Genomic DNA, 18,298 nt, shown 5'->3' on the forward strand with positions numbered 1-18,298 from the left:
GGTCGCGATCCGGCCATTGCGGCCGCGCCACAGGTCACGCGATCTGTGCGTCAGCGTGCCGTTGTTCCCGGGACTCCTGGGAGAACTGGCAGACCGTGCCGCGGCCCTCGCGCTTGGCCTGGTACATGGCCTCGTCGGCGTGGCACATCATGCGGGTCAGGTCGTAGCCGGTCCGGGACGCGGTGGTCACGCCAAAGCTGGCGCTCACCGGGAACCGGTGCCCGCTCTCGCCAGTGTCGATCCCGGCGATGTGCGTACACAGCACCTTGGCCATGCGCAGCGTGGCGTCCAGGTCGCAGCCGATCAGCAGGATCGCGAACTCCTCGCCACCGATGCGTCCGAAGCGGTCGTTCTTGCGGCAGTGGCGCTGGCTTTCCCGGGCGACGAGTTTCAGCACGTGATCGCCGGTGGCGTGGCCGAAGCGATCGTTGATGGACTTGAAGAGGTCCAGGTCGAACATGATCAGGCCGGAGTCCTGGCCGGTCCGCTCGCAATAGGCGAGGGCTTCTTCGGCCTGTCGCGTGAAGTGGTGGCGGTTGCTGACGCCGGTGAGCGTATCGGTCTCCGCCAGGCGGCGGAACGACATCTGCATGCGCTTGGTCTTGTAGGCCCAGTAGCCGATGGTGGCGAGCAGCACCGCCAGCAGCACGGCGATCAGCTGCGTGTTCTGCGTGGCCTGGCGGGAGACGCGTTGCTGCAGCTGCAACACCTGGTTGCGCTTGTTGAGCAGCTCGATCTTCTGGGTCTTCTGTTGTGTTTCGTGGCGCGCCAGCTGGAATGCCAGTTCGCGGGCCTTGACCACGTCGAGATAGGCCCGGTCGGCCTCCGCATAGGAGCGGTAGTGGGTCAGGGCGGCTTGCAGGTCGTTACGTTTCACGTCGACGTCGTACAGCGTCTTGTAAGCGTTGGCGAGCGGCAGCGAGTAGTCGAGGCCCGAGCTGTCGATGGCGGCATGGGCATGGTGCTCGGCGCCGGCCAAGTCGCCTGTGGTGAAGCGATATTCGGCCAGCAGCGCGTGCGTCTCACCGATCAGTCGCGGGTAGTGGGTGGACTGCACCTGCGGCAGGTGTTGATCGAGCAGGGCGATCGCATCGTGGACCCGGCCTTCGGCGGCCCATTTGCGCGCCAGGTAGTTGCGGGCCAGGTTGGTGACCACCAGCTCGCCCTGTTGCGAACACGCGTCGATCACGCGATTGAGCGCGTCGTCCTTGGGTGGAAGCTTGCCGAGGTTGTACAGCGCCTCGAGCCGGAGTTGCCCGGCGAAGCAACGGCCACGCGGGCTGGGCGAGCCGCTGAGGATCTCTTCGGCGTAAGTCAGTCCCAGCTCGTACTGACCGAGCTGGTTGTAGAGCACTGCGCCAACGCTCAGGCCGTCCTGACGAAGCGCCGGATCGGTGACACGGCTGCGCAGGGGAAGGGTCTGGTTGAGTGCGCGCAGCCCTTCATCAAAATTCCGGTTGATCGCAAAGCTATTGGCAATCAGCAACCCCGCGCGGAACTTGACGTTGACGTCCTTGGCCGTGTCGAAGATGGCGGTGGCGTCTTCGACGGCGCGTTCGTATTTGCCGTCGTAGGCCCAGGCGTAGGCATGGAGGACGGCGAGCTGATCGCGCTGGCTTGGGGCGGCTTCTGCCCGGCGTTTGTCGAGTTCGGCAAGCAGCTGTCGAAACTGCTGCGGCTTGGCGCTGCGGACTTTGTCCGCCTCGGCCAGGAGTTCGGAGAAGGTGGCAGGGGTCGCGGTCTCACCTGCGCTCGCTGCTACGGCTCCGGGTAGCGCGCACAAGAGCACCGCGGCGATCAGCCAGCCAGCGAACCTGTGCGCGTACACGTTCATCTCAAGACTCAATTCCGGATCGATGCCTCGCCATCCGGCGCTTCGCCGTCATCGGGCTGCTCGTCCTGCTTGGGCTCGTCGCCTTCCGCCGGGAACAGCGCGCACAGCACCTTCTTCCGCCCACCCAATAGGTCGTTGAGCGCGGCTTGGTCGCGTGCGAGCAGTGCCCGCCTTTCGGCATCTTCGACATCCAGGGCAGCGACGGCGGCGGAGTAGTTCAGGGCAGGGTTCCTGCCGAGAGTTTCAAGAAACTGGACAACGTTCGACATCATCGACTCCTTGTTGTGATGGACAGACTGCGGCGTGGGCCGGGCGATCGGTTGCCGGGACCGGTTTCGTCGGAAATATCACGTAGAGGGGGATTGAAGGTGCTTGAGTCCGAGCGCTCCAGTGGCCGCCGGGCTGCGCAGGTCGATATCCCCGCAGGCACGAATGGTCCTGTGGACCGATGGACCGAGGGTGGATTCTCGCAAGCCATTGCGGATCAGGTGACCAACCCTACCCATTCCAATGCGCTCCCCCCAGAGGCAGGCGTCCACCCTATCCGAAATGCCGCCAGATTGGGCAAATTACTCGCGCCGGAGTTCCGCCCAGCGGCTTCGGGGCAGCTCCCATCGATAGTCGAGATTGGGGTGGGTGGCGGGAGTTCGGACAAACCCGAGTCCGTCCATCAATCCGATCGAGGCGGTGTTGGCAGATGGATGGTGTCCCCACAGGCTCGACACCTCCAAGTGGTTGAAGGCGTGGTCGATCACCGTGGACATTGCTTCCTGGGCGTACCCCAGGCGATGCGCTTTAGCCAGCACCATGGCGCCGATTTCCGCGGCCTTGCCGGCCTCGCGCCACATGAGGGCGACAAGGCCTATGTCGGCATCCGTCGCCCTTTCCCGCATTACCCAGAACAGTGCGCGGACCGGCACTTGTGACATCCCGCGGCAGGCGGCAGCGAAACTGCGCTGGAGGGAACCGATATCCAAGGGCGGACCCACATGGCGCATCAGGTCCGCATCGGTATAGATGGCGCCGTACAATGCTTCGTCTGTCTCATCCAGGGGACGAAGCAGCAGACGAGAGGATTCCAGCGTGCGCATTCAGTCTCCGGGTTGTCGTGCTGATGCACGTTCGGTAGGGCGCGTTCTGTAGAGATCGATCCGGAAGAATCACCGATGCCGGCGGCGCCCGTGAGTCATCGGGCCGAGGCCCAACCCCTGCGCTTCAAGGCGCGCCTGGCAGGCATGGGCCGACGTACCGACCCATGCGGACAGCATTGCTACTGACGTTACTGACGTTCGTAGTTCACCGGTGCCGGCTCTTCGTCCGGCGGAAGGATCAGGCACATCATCTTGCTGCGGCCGCCCAGCGTGTTGCTGAGTGCCTGGTGGTTGCGGTCGAGCAGCGCGCGGCGCTGGTCAGCATCGATATCCAGACCTGCCACGGCGGTGGCGTACTGGATCGGAGACAGGGCAGCGTTCTTGCCCATGGTTTCGAGGAACTGGATCACGTTCGACATCTGCTCTTCCTTTAGAGATGGTTGAAACAACGATTCAGGCGGCGCACTCGTCCAGTCGCATGAGCTGCTCAAGTACCGCCTGGTTTTCCTGCATGGGTACAGCGGGTGGAACAACGAGCGTGGAGTGCAGGTGCAAGGTGGCGTCGGCGAGCGCCGACAGCGGCATGCGCTCCATTCGCGGAGTCGATATCGGCAGGGTGGCTGCCTCGTAGACGATCACTTCATGCGTGGGCGGATAGTCCTGTGCGAGCAGGTCGATCAATACCCGCCGGTATTCGCCTCCCGTGGCGAAACGCTTGAGGGAGCGGTCGCCCGCGATGCCGATCTGCCAGAGGATCAGATAGGCGGAAGGATCGATGCGGCGCTTGTAGAACATGAACTGGCTGGCCTCGTAGTGCTGGCAGCCAAATCGTCCGGGGTCGATGCCCAGGTCGGCGTACAGGCAGTCCTCGGCCGAGATGCCGGGTTCCATGTGCGCGGTGAAGCCCTCCAGCCGGGCCTTTTCGATGGCGCGATGCGGCGCCAGCGCGAAGACGCCCGGGTGGCCATAGAAGGCGCCGCAGACGCGTCGTCCGGCGCGGACCTCGGTCAATATCGCTTCGACCATTTCGCGATAGGTGTCCTGGCGTGATTTGTCGTCGCCGTAGTACGGCTGCAGGCTGCGTACGCCGCCGTGCATCTGCTGCAGCCACAGCTCCACGATCGGATCGGAAACCGCCGCGAACACGACGTCGGATTGTTCGATGTACGTGCGCGAGCGCGGACTGATGTGCGCGCCGAGCGTCATGCCGAGCCCGACGCAGACCAGGCTGCCATTCATTTCCATTTCGTCCTTCCCTTGGTTGGCAAATGCGCGTCGCAGCTTACCGAAGTTTCCCGCAGCTTCGCCTCAGATGTCCTGGGCTTTGGCGACCTTGAGCACGCCGGTGCCGCGCCTGTCGAAAATGCAGTAGTAGCCGCTCAGCAGCGGGAGTCCCAGGATGGACTGTCGCGGCCAGTGCGGCAGTTGGCGCATGAAGAGGAAGCAGGTTTGTCCTGCCCACAAGGCGTTGCGCTGCCAGTAATCGCCCGGCGTGCAGGTGAGCTTCACTTCGCCGCCGCCCTCCGATTCCAGGTAGAAGTGGACGTCGGGCCAGTCGCGATGATCGATGGTGTTGTTCGGCAATCCGGCGCCCTTGCCGAAAGCGTTCCCGAAGCGTTCGATCAGCGAGGAAAAGCGCTCGTCGTAGGCGGCAAAGCCGGCCAGGAGCGCGTCGTACAGCGTCGATTCCAGCACGAGGAAACTTGCCCCCGTATCGAAGATCGCGTTGCTGGCCGAACGGGCGACGTCGTCCGGGTCGAGGGGCGGGGCATCGACGCGGGGCTGCGATCCGACCTGCACGGCGATCAGGTTCGCGTTGTAGTAGAGCTCGTGGACGATCGCCACGTCCTGGAAGCCGCCTTCGTACAGGTCCTGCTGCTCTTCGCCGCCGCCCAGCACCAGCACGCCGCGATTGAGCGGATCGTTGGCGAGTTCCTGTGCGGTGGCTTCGTCGTCCAGCACGTGGACCAGCGAGCGCAGGATCAGCATGGCGAATTTGTCCACCACCACGCCGTTCTCCTCGGCGGCGGAGAACAGGGGTGTCAGCGTCACAGCCGGCTGTTCGCGCAGCAGGTTGCGGAAATCCTCCAGCCCGGCCGCGTCGACCGGGAACGGCCAAGGCCAGGTCAGGGTGGGGGAAACGCCGCGATCAGCAAGCACGGTGCTCATGTCGTGGGCCTTGTCCAGGCCACCGAAGGCCAGCCCGAACAGCCCGTCGTAATTGCTGAAATTCACCTTGTCCGCCTGCACCAGCGCGAACTGCGCGCCGGCCAGCTGTCGCGCGTGGATGCCTTCGCCCAGTCCGACCTGCGTAGTCAGGATCGGCCCGGCCCAGGCGCCTTGTCCGTACTTGACCTGCTGCGCCAGCTGGGTGGGTTTCAGGTGCTGGTCGCGCGTGGCATCGAATGCCTCGGGAAGCACGACCAGCGAACTGCTGCCGGTGTCCAGCAGCAGATTGACGCGATCGCGCTGGCTGCCGAATTCGAGGGCTACGGTATAGGCGCCTTTGGCGTAGGCGAGGTTGGTGCCGAGCGTCAGGGATCCGGGCGGCATCGTGCGTCAGAAAGGTTGCGTGCCTGGCACTTTGCCACAGCAGGCGACCCTGCCAGGCGCCGCCAGAATGCAACGCAAACAAAAAGGCCCTGGAAACTAATGTTTCCAAGGCCTTTTCAATTTCAGCAGATTGGTCGGGGAGACAGGATTCGAACCTGCGACCTCTACGTCCCGAACGTAGCGCTCTACCAGACTGAGCTACACCCCGACAGCTGAGCCCGGCATTCTAACGATGGTCCCCACCATGAGCAAGAGGCATGAGCGGACGGGCACGCAAAACGGTGTCGGAGCGGAGACGCCAGTTAAACTGTGATGCCGCGCGCCTGCGCCGGGCATGCCGGATCCGGGCCTACCGATCCGGGCCTACAGATTCGGAATCGCCAAATACTGGAGCATCCGCTTGATCAAGCCGCGTACCCCGCCCGGGGTCATGGAGCTTTTGCCTCCTGACCAGATCGCCTTCCAGCGCATGCTGGACGTGATCCGCCGCAACTACGAGCGTTTCGGCTTCCTGCCGGTGGAAACGCCGGTGATGGAGCTGTCGGAGGTGCTGCTGACCAAGTCCGGCGGCGAGACCGAACGCCAGGTCTATTTCGTCCAGTCCACCGGCGCGCTGGAGCAAGCCTCCACGGCAGCAGCGGAGTCGCACGGCATTCCACTAAGGGCTGGCGATCCAATCGGACCGCTGGTCAAGCGTGTCCCGGAGCTGGCTTTGCGCTTCGACCTGACCGTGCCACTGGCCCGCTATGTGGCCGAACACGAACACGATCTGGCGTTCCCGTTCCGTCGTTACCAGATGCAGCGCGTCTATCGCGGCGAGCGCGCCCAGCGCGGCCGTTTCCGCGAGTTCTACCAGTGCGACATCGACGTCATCGGCAAGGACGCGCTGAGCGTGCGCTTCGACGCCGAGATTCCCGCGGTCATCCATGCGGTGTTCTCCGAGCTGAACATCGGTGCGTTCACCATCCAGATGAACAACCGCAAGCTGATGCGCGGGTTCTTCGAAGCGCAGGGCATCGCCGATGGCGAGCTGCAGGCGCTGGTGCTGCGCGAGGTCGACAAGCTCGACAAGCGCGGTGAGGACCACGTGCGCCAGACGCTGGCGGGCGAGGGCTTCGAGCTGTCCGCAGAAGCCATCGATCGCATCATGGCCTTCGTCAAGGTGCGTTCGACCTCGCACGACGACGCGCTGGCGCAGCTGGCCGCGTTGGGCGAAGGCAACGAGGCGCTGCGCGAAGGCGTCGCCGAACTGCGCGAAGTGCTGGAACTCGTGCGCGCCCTGGGCGTGCCGGAATCGCACTACGCGGTGAACTTCTCCATTGCGCGCGGCCTGGATTACTACACCGGCACCGTGTACGAAACCACGCTCAACGACTTTCCGCAGATCGGCTCGATCTGTTCGGGCGGTCGCTACGAGAACCTCGCCAGCCACTACACCAAGTCGAAGCTGCCGGGCGTGGGCATTTCCATCGGCCTGACGCGCCTGTTCTGGCAGCTGCGCGAGGCCGGCCTGCTCGGCGCGTCCACCGGCAGCACCGTGCAGGCGCTGGTCACGCAGATGGACGCCGCGCACCTGCCGCACTGCCTGGCGGTCGCCAGCGAGCTGCGTCGCCACGGCTTCAACACCGAAGTAGTGATGGAAGCCGGCAAGCTGGCGAAGCAGTTCAAGTACGCCGATCGCGTCGGCATCCGCTTCGTGGTGGTGCTGGGCGAGGACGAGATCGCGAAGGACGCGGTCACCGTCAAGGACCTGCTGCGCGGGGATCAATTCGAAGTGCCGCGCGCGGAACTGACGCGCCGGCTCCGTGTGGAAATTGCGCAGGGTGAAATCCTGCAGGGTGTGAATGCATGAAGTCGATTCGTCTGGATGGCCGCTCGCTGACGCGCGCGCAGCTGGTTGCCGTGGCTCACGGCGCAATGGTCGAACTGGCTGCGGAGCAATTGCCGGCAGTGAAGCGCGCGGCCGATTTCCTCGCCGAGCAGGCGCGCCGCGAGGAACCGATCTACGGCGTCAACACCGGCTTCGGCAGCAACGCCGACAAGCTGCTGGGCGCGCATCGTTCGCGCGAGCAGCTGCCGGGCGTGGCGAAGTCGAACGAGTCGCTGCACGAGGAACTGCAGCGCAACCTGATCGTCACCCATGCCGTGTGCGTGGGCGATCCCTTCGCGCCGGAAGTCGTCCGCGCGATGCTGTGCATCCGCATCAACACGCTGCTGCGCGGGCATTCCGGCATCCGCGTGGAAATCCTGCAGGCGCTCACCGCGATGCTCAACGCGAACGTGGTGCCGGTGGTGCCGCAGCTGGGTTCGGTGGGGGCGTCGGGTGACCTGGCGCCGCTGTCGCACCTGGCCATCGTGCTGCTGGGCGGCGGCGAAGCGTTCTACCAGGGCGAGCGCCTCCCCGGCGGCGAAGCCCTCAAGCGCGCCGGCCTGTCGCCGGTGGTGCTGTCGTACAAGGAAGGTCTGGCGCTGAACAACGGCACCGCGCAGATGCTCGCCACCGGCGTGCTGGCGCTGGCGCAGCTGGAAGCGCTGGTGGAAACCGCCGACCTTGCCGCGGCGATGACGCTCGATGCATTCGCCGGTCGCCTGGGCGCGTTTGCCGAGGAAGTCCACGCGCTGCGCCCGCATCCGGGTCAGGTCGCCACCGCCACCAACCTGCGCCGCCTGCTGGAAGGTTCGACCCTCTGCGACATCGCCTACCACCTGGTGCCGCGTTTTCGTCCGTGGCAGCCCGGGAGCTGGGATACACAGGAATCGCAGGGCCTTCGTTTCGACATCGGTTGGGACTGGGTGCCGTTCTCCCAGCGCCATGGCCGCGAGAAGTTCTATGACCGCTTCCGCCCGTTCCGCGGCGGCAAGAAGCACCAGCCGCAGGACAGTTATTCGCTGCGGTGCGTCCCGCAGGTGCACGGCGCCGTGCGCGACGCGCTGGCGCAGGCCGCGCGCGTGCTTGAGATCGAGCTCAACGCGCTCACCGACAATCCGATCGTGTTCCCGGATGCGAAGGCGGAATTCGTCGAACAGCAGGTGATTTCCGCCGGCCACTTCCACGGCATGCCGCTGGCACTGGCGATGAGCTACGTGAAGGCCGCCATTCCGGTGCTGGCGAGCATTTCCGAGCGCCGCCTCAACAAGCTGGTGGATGCCGCGACCAACGACGGCCTGCCGGGCTTCCTGATCGGCAACGAGGACGGCACCGAGTCGGGCCACATGATCGTGCAGTACACCGCTGCGGCGATCGTCAACGACCTGACCAGCCGCGCGATGCCGGCGTCGGTCTATTCGATCCCGACCAGCGCGAACGCCGAGGACCACGTGTCCATGGGTGCGAACGAAGCCCGCCACGTGCTGGCAATGGCCGGCGACCTGGGCAAGGTACTCGCACTGGAGCTGTACACCGCCGCGCAGGCGCTGGACCTGCGTCGCGACATGATCAACGCGGCGCGTTCGCTTGCCGTGCGTACCGACGCGGAAGGCCTGGCGGCGAAGGTGCAGGGCAGCCCGCTTCCCGATTCCGGCGACCGCGAGGGCTTCCTGGCCGAGGTCGAAGGGCTGCGTACGGAGCTCGCCCGTTCGGAGGCGTTCCATCCGGGTGGGGCCGTGGCTCGTGCCCATGCCGCCATCCGCGAGCACATCGCGTTCCTTGATGTGGACCGCGCGCTGGACGGTGAAGTCGCCACGATGGTCCGGTTGGTGAAGGATGGCGTCGTGCTTTCGGCGTCGCGTGGACAAGACTGAGCCTGAGCCGGCGCACCTGAAGCCAGCCAACCCGGCTGGCTCCGGCAGATCCTTCGGGGGGCGCGTGTTCGCGCCCCTCATTCCCCTCCAAGCTCGAAGGCGCCGCTTGTCCTTGCCCTCCAGAGGGGTAGCCGCCTGATCGGAGAGCCCTGGGCTGCGTCAGCCCGGGGCCTTGTCGTGCAACCGCAATCAGACCTGCGTATCATCCGCGCCGGCAAAAGTGTGCTGCCCGTCACCCTTAGGGGGGGCGGGGCCACAGCCACAACGCCTTCTCCCGCCACGCCTTCGCCCTGTGCCGTTCCGGCGCGGGGCCGGTGTTGATGCGTGCGCAAGTCGCAGCCAAGGAGGGCATCGAAAGGACACGCGGCCGTTTCGGCAGCGTGTCCGCGCACCTCAACGCAAGCATGGAGTGGCAACGGCAATGCACGTCAACGCTCGAAACCCGTGGTTCCTGCACATCGCGTCCAACCCGGACGCGCCGGTGCGTCTGTTCGCGTTCCCGTATTCCGGCGCGGCTGCGCAGGCGTTCCGTGGATTGGGCGCGCAGCTGGGCGAGGGCATCGACGCCTTTGCGCTGCAGCTGCCGGGTCGCGCTGCGCGCAGTCATGAGCCGTCGATCGAATGCATCGCGGCCCTCGTCGACGAACTCCTGCCGCAGATCCGGCCGCTGCTGGATCGCCCCACGGTGTTCTTCGGCTACAGCAATGGTGCGTTGATCGCGCATGAGCTCATTCGCCAGCTCGACCGCGAGGGCAACGACGCGGTGAAGCACCTGGTCGTCGCTGCGCGTCGCGCGCCCACGCTGGCCAGCAATGTGCCGCTGGTGGATTCGCTCGATGACGACGCGCTGATCCGGTTCCTGGCGGACTTCAACGGCATGTCGGCGGATGTTCTCGGCAATGCCGAAGTGATGGCTGGTCTGCTGCCGCGCCTGCGCTCCGACTTCCGTCTGGGCGAAAGCTTCGGCCGACTTGGCAACCGACCGATTGGCGTTCCGGTGGATGCCTGTGCCGGTCGTCGTGACGCACTCGCGCCCGGCCATGACATGCACGACTGGTCGGCGATGACTACCGGCGACTTCGCGTTCACCGAGTTCGATGGCGATCATTTCTTCATCAACGACCGCGTCGGGGAGCTGGCCTGCCACCTGCGCGGCGTGTCGAGGCGGGTAAGCGAGGCCATGGCTTTCGCGCCCCATCTGTCGTCGCAGGTTCCGTCGCAGGCTGCGCTGACCGCGTGAGCGGACGGGTAGCTTCTGACTTTCGGCTCCCTCGTTGGTGCGAAGGGAGCCATGGAGATTTCGGTCCGCCCCATTCACTGTCCGGACCACGTGGGCTCTCAGGCTGCTCGGCAGCTCGAAAGTGGCAGTTCCCGTCCCGGGCGGGATCGGTCGCCCTGACCTGATCCAAGAGCGTGAACGGGCCCCAAGGGGCTCCCGAAGTCGGTCGGCAAGGGCCTCGGCCCCGGCACGCCCGGTTGTGCGCGCGCAAGCCCTGCCGCCGTCATCCCGGGGCCCCCTTCGCGTTGACGGCTGGCAATCCGATGGTTTAATGTATTAACGCGTTAATACATTCACGACGGAAGACGCAATGAAACGACGTCCCCACGAAGACACCCCCGGCACCCGCGACCCGATCGACGACCTGGCCGCGGCCTTCGCTGGCCTGTCCGATCCGGCGCAGGTCCGGGCCTTCCTGGACGACCTGTGCACGCCGGCCGAGCTGGAAGCCATGTCCGACCGCTGGCGCGTGGTCCCCCTGATCCAGCAGGGCGTGCCGTACCGCGAAATCCACGACCGCACCCTGGTCAGCGTCACCACCATCGGCCGTGTCGCCCGCACCCTGGACCGGGGCGCGGGTGGCTATGCCGCCGCCATCGAACAACAGGGCGGCACCGCGCCGACCAGTGAACAGAACTCATGAGCCCCGCAACCCCCGCCAACACCGCTCCGCGCGACCGTCTGCGCATCGCCATCCAGAAGTCGGGCCGCCTGGCCGAGCCCGCCCGCGCGGTCCTCGCGTCCTGCGGGCTCAGCTGGCGCGAAAGCCGCGACCGGCTGTTCTGCTACGGCGAGACCCTGCCCATCGACCTGCTGCTGGTCCGCGACGACGACATCCCAGGCCTGATTGCCGACGGCGTGTGCGACCTGGGCATCGTCGGCCGCAACGTGCTGGTTGAAACGGATCTGGAAGGACAGGCGTCCGGACAGGGCGCGCGGCTGCGCGAGTTCCGCCCGCTGGGTTTCGGTGGCTGCCGACTGGCGTTGGCGGTGCCGGAAAGCTGGAGCTGGCGCGATCCCTCACAGCTGCAGGGCAAGCGCGTCGCGACCAGCTATCCGCGCTTGCTGGCGCGCTGGTTCGCGGAGCAGGGCATTGATGCGCAGGTTGTGCTGCTGTCAGGTTCGGTGGAGATCGCGCCGCGACTGGGGCAGGCGGACGCCATCTGCGACCTGGTGTCCAGCGGCGCCACGCTCGCGGCAAACCAGCTCAAGCCCGTACTCACACTGCTTGAAAGCGAAGCGGTGCTGGCCGGTCCCGCCAAGGCATTCGACGACGTCCGCGCCGAACTCACCGAACTGCTGCTGCGCCGCCTCGACGGCGCCACGCGCATCCGCAACAGCAAGTTGCTGATGTTCCAGGCGACGCGCCAGCTGCTGCCGACGCTGCTGCCGCTGCTGCCCGATGCCGACGCGCCCACCGTGATGCAGATCGATGGCGAAGACCGCCTGGCACTGCAGGCGCTGTGCCACGGCGCGCTCACGTGGCAGCGACTGGAAGACCTGCGCCGCGCCGGTGCGCGCGGCCTGATGGTGCTGCCGGTCGAAGGCATGCTGGCATGAGGCGCGTGGAGTGGAATGCACTCGACGCCGCGCAGCGCGACGCCGTGCTGCGTCGTCCCGCGCAGGTCACCGCAGCTGAAACCAGCGCGGCGGTGGCACAGCTGATCGCTCGCGTGCGCGATGACGGCGATGCCGCATTGCGCGAGCTGTGCCTGCGCTTCGATGGTGTCGCGCTGGACGACTTCCGCGCGACATCGCAGGAATTCGATGCCGCCGAAGCCTTGCTCTCGCCGCAGTTGCGCGGCGCGATTCTCGACGCCGCTTCGCGCATCCGCCGCTTCCACGAGGCCGGCATGGCGAAGGAATACGCCATCGACACTGCGCCCGGTGTGCGCTGCGAACGCGTGCTGCGCCCGATTCCGCGCGTCGGCCTGTATGTTCCGGCCGGCTCCGCGCCGTTGCCGTCCACCGCGCTGATGCTGGGTATTCCCGCGCAATTGGCCGGTTGCGAAGAAGTCACGCTGTGCACGCCGCCGCGTCGCGATGGCAGTGCCGACCCCGCCGTGCTCTTTGCGGCGCGCGTGTGCGGCATCAACCACGTGTTCAAGCTCGGTGGCGCGCAGGCCATCGCCGCGATGGCGTTGGGCACGCGCAGCGTGTCGCGGTGCGACAAGCTGTTCGGGCCGGGCAACGCTTACGTCACCGAGGCCAAGCGGCAGGTGTCGATGATGGAAGGCGGCGCGGCGATCGACATGCCGGCCGGTCCCTCGGAAGTGCTGGTGATCGCCGATGCGGGCGCCAATCCTGCCTTCGTCGCCGCCGACCTGTTGTCGCAGGCCGAACACGGCCCGGATTCGCAAGTGGTGTTGATCGCCACCGATGACGCCATGTTGGACGCGGTGGCTGTTCAGCTGGAGCAACAGCTGGCGACGCTGCCGCGTGCCGCCATCGCCCGAACCGCGTTGCAGTCGTCGTCGATGATCCGCGTCGGTGCACTGGACGATGCCTTCGCCATCAGCAACCAGTACGCACCGGAACACCTGATCCTGGCCTTGCGCGATGCGCGCAGTTGGCTGGGCAGCGTGCGCAGCGCCGGCTCGGTATTCCTCGGCGACTGGGCACCGGAAGCGCTGGGCGACTATTGCAGCGGCACCAACCACGTCCTGCCCACCAGCGGCGCGGCACGCTGGTGCAGCGGTGTGTCCGTGGCGAGTTTCCAGGTCGCCATCACCGTGCAGGAAGTGCGACGTGATGGCCTCGCGGCGATCGGTCCGTGTGCGGTGGAGCTGGCGAATGCGGAAGGACTGGACGCGCACAGCCGCGCCGTGAGCCTGCGGCTGGAGGCGCTTGCCGCATGAACGTGCTCGATCTGGTGCGCGAGGATCTTCGCGACTTCGGCGGCTACCGCTCGGCACGCAGCGACTCGCTGGATGGTTCGATCTGGCTCAACGCCAACGAATCGCCGTGGGCGAACCGTGCCGATCCCGAAGGTCGCCTGCGCCGCTATCCGGATCCACAACCGGCCGCGCTGCGCGAAGCGCTGGCGGCAGTGTATGGCTGCGATCCCACGCAACTGCTGATGGGCCGGGGCAGCGACGAAGGCATCGACCTGCTGGTGCGCGCGCTGTGCGTGCCCGGCGGCGACGCGATTGTCGTGACGACACCCACCTTCGGCATGTACGCCGTCAGTGCCCGCCTGCATGGCACCCGTGTGATCGATGTGCCGCTGCTGGATCGCGCGGATGGCTACGCCTGCGACTTCGATGCCGTCGCCCAAGCTGCACGACGCGGAGGCGCGAAGATCGTCTTCCTGTGTTCGCCCGGCAATCCCGGTGGCAACCTGCTTGCGCTTGAGGACATCGCTGCGTTGGCGTCGCGCCTGCGCGGTACTGCGCTTGTGGTGGTGGACGAGGCCTACATCGAATTCGCGAAATCCGCCTCTGCCGTGGCGCTGTTGGCGACGCATCCCAATGTCGCCGTGCTGCGCACCTTGTCGAAGACCCACGCGCTGGCGGCTGCCCGGATCGGTAGCGTGATTGCCGCTCCGGAGCTGATCTCCGTGCTGCGTCGCTGCCAGGCGCCGTATCCGTTGCCGCAGGCCAGCGTGGACGCCGCGATTGCCGCGCTGTCATCGCAATCGCTTGAGCAGACCAATGCCCGCGTCGCCGTGGCGATCAGCGAGCGCGAACGCATGTGCCAGGCGCTGCCGGAACTCGCTGGCGTGCGTTTCGTGTATCCCTCCAGCGCGAATTTCCTGTTGCTCAGGTGCACACAGGCGCAGATCGTGTTCGACGCGCTGCTAGCGGAAGGTATCGTCGTCCGCGACCTTCGCGCCGTGTCTGGGCTGGAGGACGCATTGCGCATCAGCATCGGCACGCCGAATGAGAACGACCGCGTCCTCACCGTCCTGCGCCGCACCGTGGATTGTGGGGTGGCGGCATGAACGCATCCGCCCGTGCCATTGTGTTCGTCGACCGCGACGGTACGTTGATCGAGGAGCCCTCCGACTTCCAGATCGACCGTTACGAGAAGCTCCGCTTCGTCGAAGGCGTGATCCCCGCCATGTTGCGACTGCGCGATGCCGGCTACGAGTTCGTCATGGTGACCAACCAGGACGGTCTGGGCACACCGGCCTTCCCGCAGGCCGAGTTCGATGGGCCGCATGAACTGATGATGGGCGTGTTCGCCAGCCAGGGCATCGCGTTTTCCGACGTGCTGATCGACAGCAGCTTGCCTGCCGACAAGGCGCCTACGCGCAAGCCGGGGCTCGGTTTGATGCAGGCCTACCTGCGCGACAGATCCATCGACTGGAAGCGTTGCGCCATGGTGGGTGACCGCGATACCGATGTGGCGTTTGCCGACAACCTGGGTGTCCGCGCGTTCAAGTTGCGCACGGACGGGTTTGGTGGCGAATGGGATTGGGCTGCGATCGCACGCGAGCTGGTTGATGCGCCCCGTCGCGCGCAGGTGACGCGCAACACGCGCGAGACCCGCATCAGCGTCGACGTGGATCTGGATCGCAGCGCGGAAGCGCGTGCGGTGACCGGCATTGGCTTCTTCGATCACATGCTGGAACAGATTGGCAAACACGCCGGTTTTGCCCTGGACCTGCGCTGCGAAGGCGACCTGCACATCGACGAGCACCACACCGTCGAGGACTGCGCGTTGGCGCTGGGGCAAGCGTTGCGCCAGGCATTGGGCGACAAGCGCGGCATCGCACGCTACGGCTTCACGCTGCCGATGGACGAAGCCATTGCGACAGCGGCGCTGGATCTCTCCGGGCGTCCGTATTTCGTCTTCAATGGCGAATTTCGCCGCGAGCGCGTGGGCGAGCTTCCAACGGAGCTGGTGCCGCACTTTTTCCGCTCGCTTTGCGAAACCGCTGGCATCAACCTGCACCTGACCGTGAATGGCGACAACGACCACCATAAGGTCGAGGCCTGCTTCAAGGTCGTCGCGCGCGCACTGCGCCAGGCGATCGCGCGCGAGGGCACTGAACTGCCCAGCACCAAGGGACTGTTGTGATGGACGTCGTGCTCATCGATTCGGGCGGGGCCAACATCGGTTCGGTGCGTTACGCGCTGGGGCGCCTGGGCGTGGATGCGCGCCTGAGCGCCGACCCCGCGACGATTGCCCAAGCCGATCGCGTGATCCTGCCGGGTGTCGGCGCGGCGCCGGCGGGAATGGCGCGTCTGCGAGAGCTCGGTCTGGTCGACGTCGTGCGCGGGTTGCAGCAGCCCCTGATCGGCATCTGCCTCGGCATGCAGCTGTTGTTCGAATCATCGGAAGAAAGCGACACGCCGTGCCTGGGGTTGTTGCCAGGCCGCGTGCGCAAGTTGACCGCGGCAAAAGGTATTCGCGTGCCCCACATGGGTTGGAACGCGCTCACCCGGATCAAGAGCGACCCGCTGCTGGATGGCATCGATGACGACACGCAGGTGTACTTCGTGCACAGCTATGCGGCACCGGTGACCGGGGACACGCTCGCCAGTGCAACGCACGGTGACGCGTTCTCGGCGGTCGTGCGCCGCGGAAATCGCTGGGGTGCCCAGTTCCACCCGGAACGTTCGGCTGCCGCGGGATCGCGACTGCTAGAGAATTTTCTCTCGGGGGGATTGGCATGAGCGCCTCCGGCAACGCCTTCACCCTGTATCCCGCCATCGACGTTCGCGACGGTCGCGTGGTGCGACTGCGCCAGGGCGACTATGCGCAGGAAACGCGCTACGCCCCCGAGCCGCTTGCGCTCGCAAGGCAATACGCACAAGCCGGTGCGCGTTGGCTGCACTTGGTCGATCTGGACGCCGCGCGAGAGGGTGGCTACACGCTGGCGCCCTTGCTGCGCCAGATCCGGCAGGACACGTTGCTGCAAGTGCAGACCGGCGGTGGCGTGCGAACGCGGCGCGATGTCGAAACGCTGCTGGAGGCCGGCGCATCACGCGTTGTGATCGGCTCCCTGGCGGTGCGCGAGCCGTTGCAGGTGATGGAATGGCTGCGCGAGTTCGGCGTCGACCGCATCACCATCGCGCTGGACACCCGTGAAGACTCCGACGGTCGCTGGAGGCTTCCCGTCAGCGGCTGGACCCAGGACGCGGAGATCGGCCTCGATGAGCTTCTCGCGCGCTATGCCGAAGCCGGACTCCGCCACCTGTTGTGCACCGACATCGGCCGCGATGGCATGCTCGCCGGACCGAACATCGCGCTTTACCGTCGTCTGCGCACGTTGGCGCCGCAGGCTCAATTGCAGGCGTCCGGTGGCGTCGCGGGCCTCGACGACATCAGCGCCGCACGCGAAGCGGGATGTGCCGGCGCCGTCCTCGGCAAGGCGCTGCTCGAAGGCCGCTTCGATCTGGCGGACGCATTGAACGAGGCCGCGCCATGCTGAGTCGTCGCATCATTCCCTGCCTGGATGTCAGCGGCGGCCGCGTGGTCAAAGGCGTGCGTTTTCGCGACCACGTGGACATGGGCGACATCGTCGAGCTTGCGGTCCGCTATCGCGACAGCGGCGCTGACGAACTCGTGTTCTATGACATCACCGCCAGCCCACAGGGGCGCAGTGTCGATCGCAGCTGGGTGGAGCGCGTTGCGTGCGTGATCGACATTCCCTTCTGCGTTGCCGGCGGGATCCGCAGCGTCGAAGATGCGCGCCGCGTCCTGCACGCCGGCGCCGACAAGATTTCCGTCAACACGCCCGCGCTGGAACGCCCCGCGTTGATCGGCGAACTGGCCGATGCCTTCGGCGTGCAATGCGTGGTGGTCGGTATCGACAGCCAGCGCGACGCAGACGGGGAGTGGCGCGTGCGTGCCTACACCGGCGATCCGTCGCTGACGCGGGCGCTGCCGGCCCGCACGCTCGACTGGGTGGCCGAGGCACAGCGCCTGGGCGCCGGGGAGATCGTGCTCAACTGCATGAACAGCGACGGTGTGCGCGACGGTTACGACCTGCTGCAACTGCAGCAGGTCCGTTCGGTGTGCGACGTGCCGTTGGTGGCGTCGGGCGGCGCCGGGTCGGTCGAACACTTCGTGCAGGTATTCAAGCTGGCGGACGTGGACGGCGCGCTGGCGGCCAGTGTTTTCCACTCCGGAGAGATCGAAATTCCACTGCTGAAGCAGTTCCTGCGCAACGAGGGCGTGGATGTTCGCATCGTCGACGTGCCGCGCGAACGCAATACAGCCACGGCGGGAGTCAGTCATGTCGCCTGAGCAGATCGCCGCGCTCGACTGGGAGAAGCAGGGCGGACTGCTGCCCGCTATCGTGCAGGACGCCGATACGCTACGCGTATTGATGCTCGGCTACATGGACCGGGATGCGCTGCAGGCGACGCTGGACTCGCGCCGCGTCACCTTCTTCAGCCGCAGCAAGGGACGCCTGTGGACCAAGGGCGAGAGTTCCGGCCACTTCCTTGATCTTGTCAGCCTCCAGTCCGATTGCGACAACGACACATTGCTGGTGCTGGCACGGCCCCAGGGCGACACCTGCCACCTGGGGCGTGCGAGTTGCTTTCCGGATGCCCCGGCGGATTTCCTGGCTGAACTCACCGCGCTGGTAGCCCGGCGCGAGCGCGAGCGACCGGCCGGAAGCTACACCACGCGCCTGTTCGAAGCCGGTGCCCGCAAGGTCGCGCAGAAAGTCGGCGAGGAGGGGGTCGAAGTCGCGCTCGCCGCGGTTGCGCAGGACGACGACGAGCTCAAGGGCGAAGCGGCCGACCTGCTGTATCACCTGGTCGTATTGCTGCGCACCCGCGGGCTTTCGCTTGCAGATGCTGTAGCCGTGTTGCAGGAGCGCCACGCAGCAGGCTAGGG

At 66.2% G+C, this 18,298-nt stretch carries 18 protein-coding genes and 1 tRNA gene; 12 read left to right on the forward strand and 7 right to left on the reverse strand.

The genetic code is table 11. The annotated features are described in order from the left end of the window. Window positions 1–34 precede the first annotated feature (34 nt). The 7 genes from ACYVD7_RS06930 to ACYVD7_RS06960 all read right to left on the reverse strand — a co-directional run bounded on the left by ACYVD7_RS06930 (window position 35) and on the right by ACYVD7_RS06960 (window position 5,686). The gene (locus tag ACYVD7_RS06930; RefSeq protein WP_460760809.1) at window positions 35–1,834 is read right to left on the reverse strand and encodes a GGDEF domain-containing protein; all 1,800 of its coding nucleotides are present in this window, start codon (window positions 1,832–1,834) and stop codon (window positions 35–37) included. Window positions 1,835–1,842: 8 nt separating this feature from the next. Beyond that, window positions 1,843–2,103, reverse strand: a complete 261-nt coding sequence (locus ACYVD7_RS06935) for a hypothetical protein (RefSeq protein WP_460760812.1) — start codon at window positions 2,101–2,103, stop codon at window positions 1,843–1,845. Between the two features lie 300 nt (window positions 2,104–2,403). Beyond that, window positions 2,404–2,925, reverse strand: coding sequence for a GNAT family N-acetyltransferase (locus ACYVD7_RS06940; RefSeq protein WP_460760815.1), 522 nt, complete (start codon window positions 2,923–2,925; stop codon window positions 2,404–2,406). Window positions 2,926–3,113: 188 nt separating this feature from the next. Continuing rightward, window positions 3,114–3,344 carry a hypothetical protein gene (locus tag ACYVD7_RS06945; protein ID WP_460760817.1) on the reverse strand — a complete coding sequence of 77 codons (231 nt, stop codon included), beginning with the start codon at window positions 3,342–3,344 and terminating at the stop codon, window positions 3,114–3,116. Window positions 3,345–3,378: 34 nt separating this feature from the next. Next, window positions 3,379–4,170, reverse strand: a complete 792-nt coding sequence (locus ACYVD7_RS06950; RefSeq protein WP_460760820.1) for an SAM-dependent methyltransferase — start codon at window positions 4,168–4,170, stop codon at window positions 3,379–3,381. Between the two features lie 63 nt (window positions 4,171–4,233). Then, window positions 4,234–5,478: a pepsin-like aspartyl protease gene (locus ACYVD7_RS06955; RefSeq protein ID WP_460760822.1), complete on the reverse strand. Its 1,245-nt coding sequence runs from the start codon at window positions 5,476–5,478 to the stop codon at window positions 4,234–4,236. Window positions 5,479–5,609: 131 nt separating this feature from the next. After that, window positions 5,610–5,686: transfer RNA gene (locus ACYVD7_RS06960), tRNA-Pro, on the reverse strand. A gap of 192 nt (window positions 5,687–5,878) precedes the next feature. Between ACYVD7_RS06960 and hisS the strand changes: the two genes are divergently transcribed. From hisS to hisIE, 12 genes are all read left to right on the forward strand, one after another. Then, window positions 5,879–7,330 carry a histidine--tRNA ligase gene (gene hisS, locus ACYVD7_RS06965; protein WP_460760825.1) on the forward strand — a complete coding sequence of 484 codons (1,452 nt, stop codon included), beginning with the start codon at window positions 5,879–5,881 and terminating at the stop codon, window positions 7,328–7,330. Further along, the gene (locus ACYVD7_RS06970; protein ID WP_460760828.1) at window positions 7,327–9,219 is read left to right on the forward strand and encodes an HAL/PAL/TAL family ammonia-lyase; all 1,893 of its coding nucleotides are present in this window, start codon (window positions 7,327–7,329) and stop codon (window positions 9,217–9,219) included. Before hisS ends, ACYVD7_RS06970 begins: the two co-directional genes overlap by 4 nt. Before the next feature lie 421 nt (window positions 9,220–9,640). After that, the gene (locus tag ACYVD7_RS06975) at window positions 9,641–10,459 is read left to right on the forward strand and encodes a thioesterase II family protein (protein WP_460760830.1); all 819 of its coding nucleotides are present in this window, start codon (window positions 9,641–9,643) and stop codon (window positions 10,457–10,459) included. 349 nt (window positions 10,460–10,808) lie between these two features. Next, on the forward strand, window positions 10,809–11,141 hold the full coding sequence (locus ACYVD7_RS06980; RefSeq protein ID WP_460760833.1) for a YerC/YecD family TrpR-related protein: 333 nt from the start codon (window positions 10,809–10,811) through the stop codon (window positions 11,139–11,141). Further along, window positions 11,138–12,058, forward strand: a complete 921-nt coding sequence (gene hisG, locus ACYVD7_RS06985; protein ID WP_460760836.1) for an ATP phosphoribosyltransferase — start codon at window positions 11,138–11,140, stop codon at window positions 12,056–12,058. Before ACYVD7_RS06980 ends, hisG begins: the two co-directional genes overlap by 4 nt. Then, window positions 12,055–13,356 (forward strand): histidinol dehydrogenase, encoded by a 1,302-nt coding sequence (gene hisD / locus ACYVD7_RS06990; protein WP_460760838.1) that lies wholly within the window; start codon window positions 12,055–12,057, stop codon window positions 13,354–13,356. The genes hisG and hisD overlap by 4 nt, the downstream gene beginning before the upstream one ends. Next, on the forward strand, window positions 13,353–14,441 hold the full coding sequence (gene hisC, locus ACYVD7_RS06995) for a histidinol-phosphate transaminase (RefSeq protein WP_460760841.1): 1,089 nt from the start codon (window positions 13,353–13,355) through the stop codon (window positions 14,439–14,441). Before hisD ends, hisC begins: the two co-directional genes overlap by 4 nt. Then, a complete protein-coding gene (gene hisB / locus ACYVD7_RS07000) occupies window positions 14,438–15,523 on the forward strand; it encodes a bifunctional histidinol-phosphatase/imidazoleglycerol-phosphate dehydratase HisB (protein WP_460760844.1) in 1,086 nt (361 codons plus the stop codon). Before hisC ends, hisB begins: the two co-directional genes overlap by 4 nt. Next, a complete protein-coding gene (hisH, locus tag ACYVD7_RS07005) occupies window positions 15,523–16,122 on the forward strand; it encodes an imidazole glycerol phosphate synthase subunit HisH (RefSeq protein ID WP_460760847.1) in 600 nt (199 codons plus the stop codon). Before hisB ends, hisH begins: the two co-directional genes overlap by 1 nt. Continuing rightward, on the forward strand, window positions 16,119–16,880 hold the full coding sequence (gene hisA, locus ACYVD7_RS07010; RefSeq protein WP_460760850.1) for a 1-(5-phosphoribosyl)-5-[(5-phosphoribosylamino)methylideneamino]imidazole-4-carboxamide isomerase: 762 nt from the start codon (window positions 16,119–16,121) through the stop codon (window positions 16,878–16,880). The genes hisH and hisA overlap by 4 nt, the downstream gene beginning before the upstream one ends. Next, window positions 16,874–17,698, forward strand: coding sequence for an imidazole glycerol phosphate synthase subunit HisF (gene hisF, locus ACYVD7_RS07015; protein WP_460760853.1), 825 nt, complete (start codon window positions 16,874–16,876; stop codon window positions 17,696–17,698). The genes hisA and hisF overlap by 7 nt, the downstream gene beginning before the upstream one ends. Next, the gene (hisIE, locus tag ACYVD7_RS07020) at window positions 17,688–18,296 is read left to right on the forward strand and encodes a bifunctional phosphoribosyl-AMP cyclohydrolase/phosphoribosyl-ATP diphosphatase HisIE (protein ID WP_460760856.1); all 609 of its coding nucleotides are present in this window, start codon (window positions 17,688–17,690) and stop codon (window positions 18,294–18,296) included. The genes hisF and hisIE overlap by 11 nt, the downstream gene beginning before the upstream one ends. Window positions 18,297–18,298 lie beyond the last annotated feature (2 nt).

It is taken from the genome of Lysobacter fragariae, assembly GCF_054779775.1.

Bases quoted from the DNA above. Each gene is read 5' to 3' on its own strand.
- hisB (WP_460760844.1), top strand. From the start codon at position 14,438: ATGAACGCATCCGCCCGTGCCATTGTGTTCGTCGACCGCGACGGTACG.
- hisH (WP_460760847.1), top strand. From the start codon at position 15,523: ATGGACGTCGTGCTCATCGATTCGGGCGGGGCCAACATCGGTTCGGTG.
- hisA (WP_460760850.1), top strand. From the start codon at position 16,119: ATGAGCGCCTCCGGCAACGCCTTCACCCTGTATCCCGCCATCGACGTT.
- ACYVD7_RS06935 (WP_460760812.1), bottom strand. From the start codon at position 2,103: ATGTCGAACGTTGTCCAGTTTCTTGAAACTCTCGGCAGGAACCCTGCC.
- hisG (WP_460760836.1), top strand. From the start codon at position 11,138: ATGAGCCCCGCAACCCCCGCCAACACCGCTCCGCGCGACCGTCTGCGC.
- ACYVD7_RS06950 (WP_460760820.1), bottom strand. From the start codon at position 4,170: ATGGAAATGAATGGCAGCCTGGTCTGCGTCGGGCTCGGCATGACGCTC.
- ACYVD7_RS06955 (WP_460760822.1), bottom strand. From the start codon at position 5,478: ATGCCGCCCGGATCCCTGACGCTCGGCACCAACCTCGCCTACGCCAAA.
- hisIE (WP_460760856.1), top strand. From the start codon at position 17,688: ATGTCGCCTGAGCAGATCGCCGCGCTCGACTGGGAGAAGCAGGGCGGA.
- hisC (WP_460760841.1), top strand. From the start codon at position 13,353: ATGAACGTGCTCGATCTGGTGCGCGAGGATCTTCGCGACTTCGGCGGC.
- ACYVD7_RS06940 (WP_460760815.1), bottom strand. From the start codon at position 2,925: ATGCGCACGCTGGAATCCTCTCGTCTGCTGCTTCGTCCCCTGGATGAG.
- ACYVD7_RS06930 (WP_460760809.1), bottom strand. From the start codon at position 1,834: ATGAACGTGTACGCGCACAGGTTCGCTGGCTGGCTGATCGCCGCGGTG.
- hisD (WP_460760838.1), top strand. From the start codon at position 12,055: ATGAGGCGCGTGGAGTGGAATGCACTCGACGCCGCGCAGCGCGACGCC.
- ACYVD7_RS06980 (WP_460760833.1), top strand. From the start codon at position 10,809: ATGAAACGACGTCCCCACGAAGACACCCCCGGCACCCGCGACCCGATC.
- ACYVD7_RS06945 (WP_460760817.1), bottom strand. From the start codon at position 3,344: ATGTCGAACGTGATCCAGTTCCTCGAAACCATGGGCAAGAACGCTGCC.
- hisF (WP_460760853.1), top strand. From the start codon at position 16,874: ATGCTGAGTCGTCGCATCATTCCCTGCCTGGATGTCAGCGGCGGCCGC.
- ACYVD7_RS06975 (WP_460760830.1), top strand. From the start codon at position 9,641: ATGCACGTCAACGCTCGAAACCCGTGGTTCCTGCACATCGCGTCCAAC.
- ACYVD7_RS06970 (WP_460760828.1), top strand. From the start codon at position 7,327: ATGAAGTCGATTCGTCTGGATGGCCGCTCGCTGACGCGCGCGCAGCTG.